The 13,225-nt window shown below is 71.5% G+C and carries 12 protein-coding genes; 7 read left to right on the forward strand and 5 right to left on the reverse strand.

Annotated elements, in window-relative coordinates; translation table 11 throughout:
* Window positions 1-31: 31 nt before the first annotated feature.
* Window positions 32-1,186, reverse strand: coding sequence for an LLM class flavin-dependent oxidoreductase (locus AC1DPN_RS02415; RefSeq protein WP_477083122.1), 1,155 nt, complete (start codon window positions 1,184-1,186; stop codon window positions 32-34).
* Window positions 1,187-1,339: 153 nt separating this feature from the next.
* Between AC1DPN_RS02415 and AC1DPN_RS02420 the strand changes: the two genes are divergently transcribed.
* The 7 genes from AC1DPN_RS02420 to AC1DPN_RS02450 all read left to right on the forward strand — a co-directional run bounded on the left by AC1DPN_RS02420 (window position 1,340) and on the right by AC1DPN_RS02450 (window position 9,281).
* Window positions 1,340-2,425: a PIG-L deacetylase family protein gene (locus AC1DPN_RS02420; protein ID WP_477083123.1), complete on the forward strand. Its 1,086-nt coding sequence runs from the start codon at window positions 1,340-1,342 to the stop codon at window positions 2,423-2,425.
* Window positions 2,422-3,378 (forward strand): ATP-grasp domain-containing protein, encoded by a 957-nt coding sequence (locus AC1DPN_RS02425; RefSeq protein ID WP_477083124.1) that lies wholly within the window; start codon window positions 2,422-2,424, stop codon window positions 3,376-3,378. Before AC1DPN_RS02420 ends, AC1DPN_RS02425 begins: the two co-directional genes overlap by 4 nt.
* A gap of 13 nt (window positions 3,379-3,391) precedes the next feature.
* Window positions 3,392-4,105: a histidinol-phosphatase gene (locus AC1DPN_RS02430; RefSeq protein WP_477083125.1), complete on the forward strand. Its 714-nt coding sequence runs from the start codon at window positions 3,392-3,394 to the stop codon at window positions 4,103-4,105.
* Window positions 4,102-5,586, forward strand: a complete 1,485-nt coding sequence (locus AC1DPN_RS02435) for a glycosyltransferase family 2 protein (RefSeq protein WP_477083126.1) — start codon at window positions 4,102-4,104, stop codon at window positions 5,584-5,586. Before AC1DPN_RS02430 ends, AC1DPN_RS02435 begins: the two co-directional genes overlap by 4 nt.
* Window positions 5,587-5,663: 77 nt before the next feature.
* The gene (locus AC1DPN_RS02440) at window positions 5,664-5,828 is read left to right on the forward strand and encodes a hypothetical protein (RefSeq protein WP_477083127.1); all 165 of its coding nucleotides are present in this window, start codon (window positions 5,664-5,666) and stop codon (window positions 5,826-5,828) included.
* Window positions 5,829-5,871: 43 nt separating this feature from the next.
* Window positions 5,872-7,740 (forward strand): sensor histidine kinase, encoded by a 1,869-nt coding sequence (locus tag AC1DPN_RS02445; RefSeq protein ID WP_477083128.1) that lies wholly within the window; start codon window positions 5,872-5,874, stop codon window positions 7,738-7,740.
* Between the two features lie 137 nt (window positions 7,741-7,877).
* A complete protein-coding gene (locus tag AC1DPN_RS02450; RefSeq protein WP_477083129.1) occupies window positions 7,878-9,281 on the forward strand; it encodes an FAD-binding oxidoreductase in 1,404 nt (467 codons plus the stop codon).
* A gap of 25 nt (window positions 9,282-9,306) precedes the next feature.
* Here the strand turns inward: AC1DPN_RS02450 and AC1DPN_RS02455 are convergent, their stop codons facing one another.
* The 4 genes from AC1DPN_RS02455 to AC1DPN_RS02470 form a co-directional block, all read right to left on the reverse strand.
* Window positions 9,307-9,582: a hypothetical protein gene (locus AC1DPN_RS02455; RefSeq protein ID WP_477083130.1), complete on the reverse strand. Its 276-nt coding sequence runs from the start codon at window positions 9,580-9,582 to the stop codon at window positions 9,307-9,309.
* Window positions 9,563-10,177 (reverse strand): signal peptidase I, encoded by a 615-nt coding sequence (locus tag AC1DPN_RS02460; protein ID WP_477083131.1) that lies wholly within the window; start codon window positions 10,175-10,177, stop codon window positions 9,563-9,565. Before AC1DPN_RS02460 ends, AC1DPN_RS02455 begins: the two co-directional genes overlap by 20 nt.
* 145 nt (window positions 10,178-10,322) lie before the next feature.
* Complete coding sequence (locus tag AC1DPN_RS02465) at window positions 10,323-10,985, reverse strand: hypothetical protein (RefSeq protein WP_477083132.1); 663 nt, start codon at window positions 10,983-10,985, stop codon at window positions 10,323-10,325.
* Window positions 10,986-11,064: 79 nt separating this feature from the next.
* On the reverse strand, window positions 11,065-13,200 hold the full coding sequence (locus AC1DPN_RS02470; protein ID WP_477083133.1) for a putative bifunctional diguanylate cyclase/phosphodiesterase: 2,136 nt from the start codon (window positions 13,198-13,200) through the stop codon (window positions 11,065-11,067).
* Window positions 13,201-13,225: the final 25 nt, after the last annotated feature.

Raw genomic sequence — 13,225 nt, forward strand, 5'->3', positions numbered from 1 at the left:
TTCCCGGAACGGTCTGTGAGATAAGCAGAGTTCATGACTGCAGCGAGTCCTCGGCCCGGAGGCCCGTGAAGGTGTCCTCGGCAACGACCTGCTCGTGCACGGTACCCGCAGCACGCGCCGCGGCCACCCGTGCGGCGTGCGACGGCGGATCGGCCGGCACGTGGGCGGGACGGGCCGACTCGGCCTCGGCGCGGAGCACCGGGACGACCTCGGTCGCGAGGATGTCGATCTGCTCCAGCACGGTCTTCAGCGGGAGACCCGCGTGGTCCATGAGGAACATCTGACGCTGGTAGTGGCCCACCTGGTCACGGAACTTCCCGTACCGGTCGATGACCTCCTGCGGGCTGCCCACGGTCAGCGGGGTGTCGCGCACGAAGTCCTCCATCGACGGACCGTGCCCGTAGACGGGCGCGTTGTCGAAGTAGGGCCGGAACTCACGGACGGCGTCCTGCGAGTTCTTGCGCATGAACACCTGCCCGCCGAGGCCGACGATCGCCTGGTCGGCCTGCCCGTGCCCGTAGTGCTCGTAGCGCTGACGGTAGAAGTTGACCATCTGCGCGGCGTGCTCCAGCGGCCAGAAGATCGCGTTGTGCAGGAACCCGTCACCGTAGTAGGCGGCCTGCTCGGCGATCTCGGGGGACCGGATCGAGCCGTGCCAGACGAACGGTGCGACGCCGTCGAGCGGGCGAGGGGTGGACGTGAAGCCCTGCAGCGGACCGCGGAACTTGCCCTGCCAGTCGACCACGTCCTCTTCCCAGAGGCGGCGCAGCAGCGCGTAGTTCTCGATGGCCAGCGGGATGCCCTGGCGGATGTCCTGGCCGAACCACGGGTACACGGGGCCGGTGTTGCCGCGGCCCATCATGAGGTCCATCCGACCGTTCGAGATGACCTGGAGCATCGCGTACTCCTCGGCCAGACGGACGGGGTCGTTCGTGGTGATCAGGGTGGTCGCCGTGGACAGGATGATGTTCTTCGTCGTACCCGCGAGGTAGCCGAGCATCGTGGTGGGTGACGACGGGACGAACGGGGGGTTGTGGTGCTCGCCGGTCGCGAACACGTCGAGGCCTGCGGCGTCGGCGTGCTGGGCGACGGTGAGCATGTTGCGCACCCGCTCCGTGTCGTCCGGCGTACGGCCGGTCGTCGGATCGGTGGTGACGTCGCCGACGGTGAAGATCCCGAACTGCATCTGAACTCGCCTCACAGGTGGACCACATGTTCATGCGTTTGCATGTACATGCCGCTCCAACAGGAGACCCGCCGCGCCTATTCCCCGGCAGGTGGCTCGTGGTGCGTGCCTATAGCGTGTGAGCAATCGACCGGCGACGGAGGGCGACGGAGCGTGGCGGACGATCAGTACAAGATCCTCGTCGTCGAGGACGACGTGGACACCGCGCAGTACGTGCGCACGGTCCTCGAGCGTCGCGGCGGGATGGCCGTCACCGTCGTGCACGAGCCGATGTCGGCACTGGCGGAGGTCGCCCGGACGCAGTTCGACGTGGTGCTCACGGACATCCAGATGCCCGGCATGAGCGGCCTCGAGCTTCTCGACGAGCTGCGCTCGCGCTCGTCGGGCACGCCCGTCGCGGTCATGACCGCGTTCGCGAGCGTGGACTACGCGGTCGACGCACTGCGCCGCGACGCGGACGAGTTCCTGGTCAAGCCCGTCGCGGCTGCGACGCTCCTGGAGCGCATCGGCGCGCTCGCGGCACAGGGCCGCCAACGCCGCGCGGCGCAAGGCCCGCAAGACGTCGTCCTCGCCGTCGGAGCCCATCCCGACGACGTCGAGATCGGCATCGGTGCCACGCTCGCGTCGCACCGGGCGGCGGGCGACTCGGTCGTGATCCTGACGCTGTCGAGCGGCTCCATGGGTGGCGACATCCAGGCTCGCCGGCACGAGGCGCTCGCGTCGGCCGCGATCATCGGTGCGCGTCTCTACCTGCACGACTTCGAGGACACCCGCCTCGACCCGGCCGACGGACTCATCACCACGATCGAGGAGACGATCCGCGAGGTGCAGCCGAGCATCGTCTACACGCACACGGAGCACGACCGGCACCAGGACCATCGCGCCGTCCGGCAGGCCGTCGAGGTGGCCGCTCGCCGTGTCCCGTCGCTCGCGTGCTTCCAGAGCCCGTCCTCGACGATCGACTTCCGGCCGACGCGCTTCGTGCCGGTCGACGGCTTCGTCGAGACCAAGCTGCGGATGCTGGAGGCGTTCACCTCGCAGTCGGGCCGCGACTACATGGACCCCGAGCTGGTTCGCGCCACCGCACGCTACTGGTCGCGGTTCGGGGCCGGGGCGTTCGCGGAGCCGCTGGAGACGATCCGGGCCGCCGCCATGCTGCGCGGGCGCGTGGGCCTCGTCGTCGCCGAGGAGCACCTGCGCGACGAGCTCTCCGCCGACGAGCACGGAGCGCACTCGTGAGGGTGCTCGTGACGGGCGCCGGCGGACCCGCGGGAGTCGCTGTCATCCGCTCCTTGCTGCGCCGTGGCGACGTCGAGGTGTTCGCGGCGGACATGGACCGCTGGGCGAGCGCGATCTACCTCGTCGATGCGCCCTACCGACGTCTTGTCCCGGCCGGGCGCGCACCGGACTTCGTCGACGTGGTCCGCGCGATCATCCGCGACGACCGCATCGACGTGGTGTTCCCGACCGTCGACGTCGAGCTCCCGCGCCTGGCCGCGGTCCGCGACGACCTCGGCGCCGCCCTCGCGTCGCCGTCCCTGCGCACCCTCGAGACGTGCCTCGACAAGCTCGCCCTGGCCCGGGCCTGCGAACGGACCGTCCGGGTGCCCCGCACCGAGCTGCTCGGGACCCCGCAGGCCACGAGCGGCTGGGACTTCCCGGTGATCGTCAAGCCGCGTCGCGGTGCGGGCTCGCGTGGCGTGCGGACCGTGCACTCGCAGGCCGAGCTCGACGCGGTGCACGACGAGGAGGACCTGATCGTCCAGGAGATGCTCCCGGGCGACGAGTTCTCGGTGGACGTGCTGGCCGATCTGGACGGGAACGTGGTGGCCGCCGTCCCGCGTGCGCGCCTGCGCGTCGACTCGGGCGTGGCCGTGGCCGGGGTGACGGTGCACGACGACGCCCTCATCGACACCGCGTCGGCCGTCGCCCGAGCAGTGGGGCTCAGCACCGTGGCCAACGTCCAGCTCAAGTACGACGCGGCGGGTGTCCCCGGGCTGCTCGAGGTCAACCCACGCTTCCCGGGCGCCATGCCCCTGACGATCGCGGCGGGCGTCGACATGCCGTCGCTCACGCTCGACGCGGTGCTCGGACGCCCGCTGCCGGCGCACGTCGACTTCCAGGAGATCGCGAACGTGCGCTACCTCGAGGACGTGTTCCTGCCGGTCGCCGAGATCCTGGCGCCGCGATGAGGGCGCTGCCGCGATGAGAGTGCCGCCGCCGGACGAGGACCACCACGTCCACTCCACGTTCTCCGACGACGGCTTCAGCACGCCCGCCGAGAACCTCGCGGCCGCGGACCGTGCCCGCCTGCGCGTGATCCGGATGGTCGACCACGTCCGCGTCACGACGACGTACGTGCCGGAGTTCCTCGCTGCAGTGCGAGCGCTGCCGCGGATCGAGGGGCTCACGGTGCTGACGGGTGTCGAGGCCAAGATCCTCGACGTCGACGGCTCGGTCGACGCCCCGCCCGAGCTGCTCGCATCGGTCGGCGAGCCGGGCGGCCCCGACCGGATCCTGCTCGCCGACCACCAGTTACCCGGCCCGGACGGCCCGTGGAGCCCGCGCGCGACCCTCGAGCGCATCGTCGACGGCCTCGCCCCGGCGGACGTGATCGAGATGCTGGTCACGGCGACGATCCGCGCGATCCAGAACGTCGGGCCCGCGCAGCTCGCGCACCCGTTCTCGGTGCTGCCGAAGATCGGGCTCACCGAGGACGACGTGCCTGACCAGCTCCTCGATGCGCTCGGGGACGTCACGATCGCCACGGGCACGCTGGTCGAGGTCAACGAGAAGTGGCAGTGCCCGGGCTCGCGCGTCGCCGACCGGTGGCGCGCCGCGGGAGTCCTGCTGGTGGCGTCGACCGACGCGCACACCTCGGCGGACGTCGGCGCCTACGAGTGGGTCCGCTCGCCGTGACGGGCCCGTTCCGGGACGTGCTCGTGGCCGTCCTCGTGGCCTTCGTCGGCATCGGCGCCATCCCCGTGCTCGCCGGGCTCTACCAGTACCTCCTGATCCCGGTCCACGCGTTCCGCAACCACCTGCCCCGAGCGGCGCCGTACCTGCCCCGGGTCGTCGTGATCGTCCCGGCGTGGAACGAGGGTGCGGTCCTGGGTGCGTCGCTCGACCGTCTGATGGGGCTGGAGTACCCGCCCGACCGGCTCCGGGTGTTCGTCGTCGACGATGCCAGCACCGACGACACCCCGGACGTCGTGCGGGCCAAGGCGGCCCAGTACGACGGTCGGATCGTGCACCTGCGACGCGAGCAGGGTGGGCAGGGCAAGGCGCACACCCTCAACCACGGCATCCGCGTGGCGCTCGACGACGACTGGATGGAGGCGCTGCTGATCATGGACGCCGACGTCATCTACCGCCCGGACTCGCTGCGACGGATGACCCGCCACCTCGCCGACGAGCAGGTGGGTGCCGTCACCGCGTTCATCCGCGAGGGCAGCGGGCACCCGGGCACCGTCGCGCGCTTCATCGGCTACGAGTACGTGACCGCGCAGGCGGCCGCACGTCGCGCGCAGAACGTCATGGGCGCCATGGCGTGCCTGGCCGGCGGCGCGCAGCTGCACTCGCGCGCCAACCTGGAGGCCGTCGGCGGTCACGTCGACACCAGCACCCTCGCCGAGGACACGTACACCACCTTCCTGACGCAGCTCGCGGGCCGCCGGGTGGTCTTCGAGCCCGCGGCGGTCGTGCTCGCGGAGGAGCCGGACACCGTCACGGCGCTCTGGAAGCAGCGCGTGCGCTGGGCGCGTGGCAACGTCCAGATCACGCGGACCTTCCGTCGGATCTGGTTCCGTCCGCGACGCGCGCACGGCCTGGGCCGGTTCGACTTCGGCATCATCTGGTTCGCCATCTACCTGCTGCCCGTGGCGATGGTGCTGGCTGCCGTCGGGCTCGTCGGCCTCTACTTCGTCGCCGAGGTCACCGCGACGGCCGCGTTCGAGAGCCTCTGGTGGGTGGCGGTCGTCGCGTACGTGTTCATCACGGTCACGACGATGCTGCTGGACCGCGACACCGCGAGGCGTTCGTGGCTCCAGGGAGTCCTGTTCCCGGGCCTCGGCGCGATCGTCGTCATGGTCGCCGCCTGGTTCCCGAACCTGCTCGAGGTGCGGCTGCCGGCGCTGTTCGGCTGGGAGATGACGCCCGTGGGTCGCGAGGTCTGGACCCTGACGCTCTACTCGTGGTCGGTGCTCGCGATGCTCCTCGCGTGGCTGGTCAAGCAGCTCGAGCGCACCAGGCTGCTCCGACCCCTCGCGCTGCCCCTGCTCTACCTGGCGGGCTTCGGCCCGGTGCTGTGCGCGATCACCCTCGACGCGTACGTGAAGCAGTGGAGGGGCGCGGCGGCGGTGTGGGACAAGACGGTGAAGACAGGGCGGGTGGTGGGGTGAGTACAGCGGGTGGTGGGGTGAGTACAGCGGGTGGTGGGATGAATGCAGCGGGTGGTGGGATGAGTGGGATGAGTGGGATGAACAGCAAGGAGCAGGAGAACTGGGCGACGCTCACCGACGAGGCGCTGCGGGACGAGATCCGCAGCAACCGCCGGACCGAGCGGCGGCTCCTGGTCACCGTGACCCTCGTGGCCGCCGCGTGCACCGTCGTGATGCTGATCCTGCACGGGCTGCTCTCATGACGCGTGCTCCCACCGACCCGACGGTGCCGGGAGGGTCGCGCCGGTGACGGAGACCCCTGACCCGGACCATCAGGTCGCGGAGCTGCCGTGGAACGGCATCGAACGACGGTTCACGAGGGACCGCCGCCTCGGTACCGCGCGGGCAGGGACGGGCCGCCGCTCCACCGACCGCGTGAACCAGACCCCCTGGACCGCGACCGTGCACAGGCTCGTGGGTCCGGAGGCGTCGGTCCTCGAACGGCAGCTGCCGTTCCTGTGCCTGTACGCCGTCGCGATGCTCCTGCTGCTGACGCCGTGGATCCCCGTGGTCCGCGTCGGCTACGTCGCGATCGCCGGGCTCGTGGTCGTCGGGCAGGTCCTCGCCGCGCGGCTGCTGCCCTGGAGCCGCTGGAACGAGAGCGCGCAGGACTGGCTCCCGGTCATGCAGATCGTCGCAATCGGCGTGCTGCGCGCCGGGACCGGCGGGACCGGTTCGCTCTTCACGACGATGGTGTTCCTCCCCGTCGCCGCACTGGCGTCGCAGCGTGGACGGCGCGGCGTCGTGATCGGCGCGGTCGGGGTGGCCGCGGCGATCTTCGCTCCGGCTCTCCTCGACCCGGACGTGCCGGTCACGGGGAACGTCGCGGTCCGCAGCATCTTCGTCGCGCTCGTCGCGCTCGTCATCGGGCTGTCGGTCCACGAGATCACCGACCGTCTCCGAGCCCGGACGGCGATGCTGGAGCGACTGCAGAGGGAGCAGGGGGAGCTCCTCGCGCGGGCTCGCGCGGACGCGGTCGAGCTGGCCCGGGTGGCCGATGCACGCCGCGCGGCACGTGACCAGCTCATCTCGGTCATCGACTCCGCGACGGAGCAGGCGATCATCGCGACCGACGCCAACGGGATCATCGAGGTGTTCAACCCGGGTGCCGAGCGGCTGCTCGGGTACTCGCAGGGCGAGATGGTCGGGCACGTGCGGCTCACGGCGTTCCACCTGCAGTCCGAGATCGACGCGCGCCGCCGGTCGCTCTTCGACGACACCGAGGGCATCGACAACCCGCAGGTCATGTTCGACACGCTGGTCGCCGCGGCGCTCGCGGGTCGGCCCGAGGTGCGCGACTGGACGTACGTGCGCCGTGACGGGGAGACCCTCACGGTGCGGCTCGCGGTGACGCGTCGCGACGAGGCCGACGGCTCGGTGGCCGGGTACGTCGTGGTCGCCACCGACGTGACCGCCGAACGCGAGGCCGCGCGCCTGCAGGACGAGTTCGTCAGCCTGGTCAGCCACGAGCTGCGCACCCCGCTCACGTCGGTGCTGGGCTACCTGGACCTGCTCACGGACGGCACCGACCCGCTCACGGACGAGCAGCGTGAGTACCTCACCGTGATCGACCGCAACGCCCGCCGTCAGCTGCGGCTCGTCGGTGACCTGCTGCTGTCCGCGCAGGTGGACGCCGGGCGGTTCGCGATCACGCCGCAGCCGGCCGACCTCGCTGACGTGGCGCGCGCGTCGATCGAGTCCGCGACGCCCGCGGCGGAGGGCGCCCACGTGACGCTCGAGGCCTCGATCGAGCCGACCCCGGTCGTCGCCGACGCCGTGCGGCTCGCGCAGGCCCTCGACAACCTCGTGTCCAACGCGATCAAGTTCACGCCCCCGGGCGGCTCCATCCGGGTGTCGGTCGCGCCGGAGGGATCCGGTGCGCGGATCGCCGTGGCCGACACCGGGATCGGGATCCCCCCCGACGAGCTGGAGTCGCTGACCACCCGGTTCTTCCGGGCCTCCACCGCGACGCGACGCGCGATCCCCGGCGTCGGTCTGGGCCTGTCGATCACGAAGGCCGTGGTCGACGCGCACGGCGGGACGCTGTCGATCTCGAGCCTGGTGGGCGAGGGCACGACCTTCACCATCGAGCTGCCGGCCGTGCCGACCCGCTAGGCGTCGCCGACAGCATCGGACATCTCGGGATGTATCAGGCGCGCTGCCGCGCGCCCTTCCTGCCCGTGCGCCGAGATCGGCGCGGACACGAAGCAGCGCGGGAACCCGCGCCAGGACACTCCGAAGGAACTCGAACGATGACCATCCTCAGCTCGCCCGTCGGCTCGGACTACCGCCCCTCCCCGACCGCCGCCCTGACGGCCCTGACCGACGCCGGTGTGCCGGTGCACCTGCCCGGGTCCGACGAGTACGCCGCCCTGACCGCGACCAGCAACCTCGTCAAGGCGATCTCGCCCGCCGGTGTCGTGGCCGTGCGGGACGCGCACGACGTCAGCCGTGCGCTGCGGCTCGCCGCAAGTGCCGGCGTGCGGGTCGGCGTGCAGGGCACGGGGCACGGCGCGACCGAGGCGATGCACGACGCGATCCTGGTCAGCACGGTCGCGCTCGACGAGGTCACCGTGCACGCCGACGAGCGGTGGGCCCGGGTCGGCGCGGGCGTGAAGTGGCGGGCCGTCCTGGACGCCTGCGCGCCCCACGGCCTGGCGGGTCTGGCCGGCTCGTCGCCCGACGTCGGGGTGGTCGGGTACGTCACGGGCGGCGGGCTCGGACCGGTCGCCCGCACCCACGGACTCGCGTCCGACACCGTCCGCGCGTTCGACGTGGTCACGGGTGACGGCGTGATCCGCCGCGCCAGCGCCACCGAGAACGCCGACCTCTTCTGGGGCCTGCGCGGCGGCAAGGGCACCCTCGGCATCGTCACCGCGGTCGAGCTCGACCTCGTCGAGCAGGCGTCGCTCTACGCCGGTGCGCTCTGGTTCGACGCTGCGGCGGCCCCCGCGGTGATCCGCACCTGGAGCCTGTGGTCGTCGCTGCTGCCCGAGGAGGGCACGACGTCGTTCGCCCTCATGCGTCTTCCCGACCTGCCGGTCTTCCCCGAGCCCCTGCGTGGCCGGACGTCGCTGGCCGTGCGGTTCGCCTGGACCGGTGACCCCGCCGTGGGCGCCGAGATGATCCAGGCGCTGCGTGTGGTGGCGGCACCGCTCATCGACACCGTCCGCGTCATGCCGTACGCGGACCTCGGCGACGTGCACACCGACCCGGTCGACCCGATGCCGCTGCACGAGCAGCACAGCCTGCTCGCCGACTTCGGCCCGGAGGCCGCCGAGCGGCTCATCGAGCTGGTCGGTCCCGACGCCGCGACCTCGCAGGCGATGGTGGAGGTGCGTCAGCTGGGCGGCAAGGTGCGCGACGACCGCGGCGTGCCGAGCGCGTTCGCGTGGCGCGACGCCGAGTTCTCGCTCTTCACGCTCGGTGTGATGATCCCCGAGGTCGCGCACTCCGTCGTCAGCGACAGCGCGCGCGTGCACAGCGGGATGGCGCCGTGGACGGCCGAGGGAGCACTGCCCAACTTCACCGACACGTCGGGTCCGGTGTGGGCGGCACGGGTCTTCCCGGCCGACGTGGCCCGACGGCTCCAGACGCTCTCGCTCGTCTACGACCCCGACGCGGTGCTCCTCGCGGCCCGCGGGGTCCGTTCCTGATCAGAGAACGCCTTCAGGGGACGGCTCAGGGAACGGGATCGGGGACGGGGTCAGGGTCCGGGGCGACCGGCGGGAGCGGCGGGAGCGGCGGGAGCGGCGGGACCTCGGCGGGGACCGAGAAGGTCACGCCGAGCTCGGTCGAGTCGGTGAAGCGCGCGGACGTCGTGCCGAGGAACGGTCCGACGAACGCCGCGGCCGCGAACGCCAGGACGACGGCGAGACGGGTGAGCGAGCCGCGGTCCACCGAGAGGAACCGAGGCGGCTGCCCGTCGCGACCGGCATCAGTCCAGGAGGAGCTCATCGACCCTCCTGTCGCCGGCGTCCGCCGCGGTGCGACCGCGCCCGGACTGGCGACGGTCGTGGGCGGACAGCAGCTCGAGAGTAGCGAGCGCGAGCAGCGGAGGCACGAGCATCACGGCGCGTCCGATGTTGGATCCCGCCCAGTTCAGGATCCAGCCCCAGCCGGGGTGGTAGGCGAGGACCACGCCGCGCACGCGCTCGACGGGGGTCGCGTTCACGTCCGGGTGCGAGTTCGCGTCCCCCTTCGTGATGACGTACGACCGCATCTTCGGCTGGCCGTCGGCGTCGAGCTTGGGCACCGGGCGACCCGTGACCTTGTCGGGAGTGGTCTCGGGGATCCGCTGGAGCGCGACGATCCGGTGCGTGACCAGCTCGTCGGAGCCCGTGGGCCAGAACGAGATGACCTGGTTCACCTTGAGGTCGGACTCGTCGGTGATGGCGCGCAGCACGACCGCGTCGCCCGCGTCGAACACCGGAGACATCGACCCCGAGGTGACGACGAGGAGACGCTGGTCGTGCGCCTCGAACCAGAGGGGGACCGCCAGCGTCACCGCGTACGCCAGGCCGCACACGGCGACGACGGACCACAGGACCACGGACAGAGCGCGCCGCCACAGGGGTAGCGGTCGACGACGGGTCGACCTGCTTGCCGCCCGGCCGCCCGGCTGGCCCTCCAGACGGGGGGCCCGGCGGTCGACGAGCGGAGCGTTGCGGCTCCCGCCGGTCACGGACATGTGCGGATCAGGGGTTGTTGAGCGTCTGCTCGGCGTTGAACACCAGGGTCAGCGTGGCGGTGGTGTCCTGGTACTCGTTCCCCGAGTCCAGCGGGAAGTCCACGCGCGCGCACAGGTTCTGGGTGGCATTGGTGCCGCCCGCGATCGCCCGGTCACCCGTCTGCTGCCCGACTGCCGGGTTGCCGACCAGAGCCGACGCGGTGGTCGGCCAGTTGTTGACCGGCTGGCCGGAGTTGTTGATCGTGCTCGCTGCGTCGGTACCCGCCTCGGTGCAGTCCGAGACCGCGTACAGCCGCAGCTCGAGGACGTCGGTCAGATCGCCGCCACCGCCACCCGCACCGGCAGTGCCGAAGTAGGAGATGGCGTACCGGAGCTCGAGCGAGCCTGCGTTCGAGACCGTCATCGGCACGAACGTCGACGAGCCGGGAGCCAGGTCGTTCGGGGTGAACTCGAACGGCACGGGGCCGCCGAGGACGAGGTCCACGTTGCCCGTGTGGATCGCAGCGGACGTCTGGTCGTCGTCCGTGAAGAGCGCCGACGTGGTCAGCGTCGTCGCGCCGATCGCGGCCAGCCCGACGATGAGGATCGTCGTCCACAGTCGCCGGCGACGGGGCGCGTCGCGCGGGGCCGGAGCCGGGTTGATCATCTCTTGGAGCAGGTCGTCCATCATCGTTGCACCCTCCAGAGGGCGTAGACCGAAACAGCCCTATCGGCATCGAGTGGCCGAACTTGAGCGCAATGCCGAATTATCACCCGATCGGGTTCTCGGGACGGGGTGGTCGCGGTGGACGGGCGTGTCGCAGGGGTCGCTCGTCGGTCACGATCGTGGACGACGCACGCGCGCGAACGCTGCGGCCGCGACGTGGACGGGGGACCGCGCTGACCAGTGGCAGGTCGCCCGCGGGGACGGCCTTCGAGTAGAGGAACCCCTGCGCCTGGTCGACGCCGAGTCGACGCAGGATCGTCGCCGTGCTCTCGTCCTCGACGCCCTCGGCGACCACCTGAAGATCGAACGAGTGGGCCAGGTCGACCATGGCCTGCACGAGCACGTCCGAACCCTCGCGACCACCCGCCCCGAGGTCGGAGACGAACAGGCGGTCGATCTTCAGCTCGTCGACCGGCAGGTCACGCAGCTGTGAGATCGACGTGTTGCCGATGCCGAAGTCGTCGATCGCGACGCGGATGCCCAGCGCGCTCAGCCGCTCGAGGACCGGGACGACCCGCGACGGGTCCGACACCAGCGCCGTCTCGGTGATCTCGACCTCCAGGAGGTCGGCCGGCACGCCGTGCTCCTCGAGCAGCTGCTCGATGAGGTCGACGACCGCCGACGTCGTGACGTCGTGCGCCGAGAGGTTCACCGCGACGGGCGTCGCCCGTCCCTCGGACCTCCACTCGGCCAGCTGGGCGATGCACTCGATGAGCACGTAGCGCGTGACGTCGTGGATGAGCCCCGACTGCTCGGCGAGCGGGATGAAGAGGTTGGGCGGCAGGAGCCCGCGCGTGGGGTGCTCCCAGCGGACGAGCGCCTCGAGGCCGATCGTCCGTCCCGAGACCAGCTCGATCTTCGGCTGGTAGTGCATCCGCAGCTCGCGCGGCGCGCCCTCGGCCGGCGTCAGCGCACGGTGCAGGTCGCCCAGCAGCACCAGCCGGGCCGGCGAGGAGTCGTCCTCGTCGGCGGAGTACACCGAGACGCCCGTGCGATGGTGCTTGGCCGAGTACATCGCGACGTCCGCGGTGCGCATGAGCGACGACGCATCGACAGCGTGGTCCGGAAGGCACGCGACGCCGACGGACGTGTCCACGTGCAGCGGCAGCTCGCCCAGCATGAACGGCGGGACGAACAGGCCACGCACCCGGCGGGCCAGGCGCTCGGCGTTGGCCACCGAACGGACGTCGGGCAGGAGGATCGCGAACTCGTCGCCGCCCAGGCGGGCGACGATGTCGTCGTCACGCAGCGCGCCGCGCAGCCGCTCGGCAACCTGCTCGAGCAGCTCGTCGCCGCGGTCGTGGCCGAGCGAGTCGTTGATGTCCTTGAACCGGTCGATGTCCAGGAGCATGAGCCCGACCCGGCTGCCGGTCTCCTCGGCGTCGAGGATCGTGCGTCGCATCCGCTCGGCGAGCATGCGCCGGTTGGGGAGGCCCGTCAGGGAGTCGAGCAGTGCTAGGCGCGCGTTCTCCAGTGCGGTGGCCTGCAGGCGTCGCGACGTCGTGAACACCGTCCGGAAGAGCAGGATCCACAGCAGGAGGAGGCCGAGCGTGACCACGACGGACACGGTCCGGACCGCCTGCGCGAGTGCGGTGGTGGACGCAGTGTGGTCCAGCATGACCTCGGCCGCGCCGACGATCTCGTCGCTGGCGGGCATGGGGTCGAGCGTCGAGCCGCGCTCCAACGTGTCGTCGACGGCGACGGGGACGTAGACGTCGAGTACGTCGCGCTGGGTGCTCTGGTCCGACTCGAGGTCGACGCTGCGCACGTCCGTGATGATCTGCGCGTCGGGGCCGCCGCCCGTCAGGACGCGGTCGAGCCGCTCGCCCGCGGGGAACGCCGTGGTCGTGCGGGTCTCCGAGCTGTACATGAGCGACCCGTCCTGCGCCCAGAGCCGCAGCTCGATCAGGTTCTCCGCGAACCCGGCCGTGGCGACGCCGACGGCGGCCGCCTGCTGGGGTGTCAGGACGTCGGGCAGCACGAACGAGTCCGTCGGGACCGTGGCCGTCGCGTAGGTCTGGACGGACTCGGCTGCGTCGATGCCGTCGCGGACCGCCTGGTCGCTCATGACGGTCCACGTGACCCACACCAGGGCCACACCGAGCACAGCCATCGCCACGATGCTGACGACGGCGAAGTAGCGCGTCAGCGACCAGCGTCGGCGAGCGGCTCGTGGCACGGGATGTCCTCCAGGGGCGAGCGCA

This window comes from Cellulomonas sp. P4_H4, from assembly GCF_056400865.1.

Excerpts from the sequence above, each read along its gene's own strand:
- AC1DPN_RS02415 (WP_477083122.1), bottom strand. The coding sequence starts at position 1,186 with ATGCAGTTCGGGATCTTCACCGTCGGCGACGTCACCACCGATCCGACG.
- AC1DPN_RS02430 (WP_477083125.1), top strand. The coding sequence starts at position 3,392 with ATGAGAGTGCCGCCGCCGGACGAGGACCACCACGTCCACTCCACGTTC.
- AC1DPN_RS02440 (WP_477083127.1), top strand. The coding sequence starts at position 5,664 with ATGAACAGCAAGGAGCAGGAGAACTGGGCGACGCTCACCGACGAGGCG.
- AC1DPN_RS02450 (WP_477083129.1), top strand. The coding sequence starts at position 7,878 with ATGACCATCCTCAGCTCGCCCGTCGGCTCGGACTACCGCCCCTCCCCG.
- AC1DPN_RS02455 (WP_477083130.1), bottom strand. The coding sequence starts at position 9,582 with ATGAGCTCCTCCTGGACTGATGCCGGTCGCGACGGGCAGCCGCCTCGG.
- AC1DPN_RS02465 (WP_477083132.1), bottom strand. The coding sequence starts at position 10,985 with ATGATGGACGACCTGCTCCAAGAGATGATCAACCCGGCTCCGGCCCCG.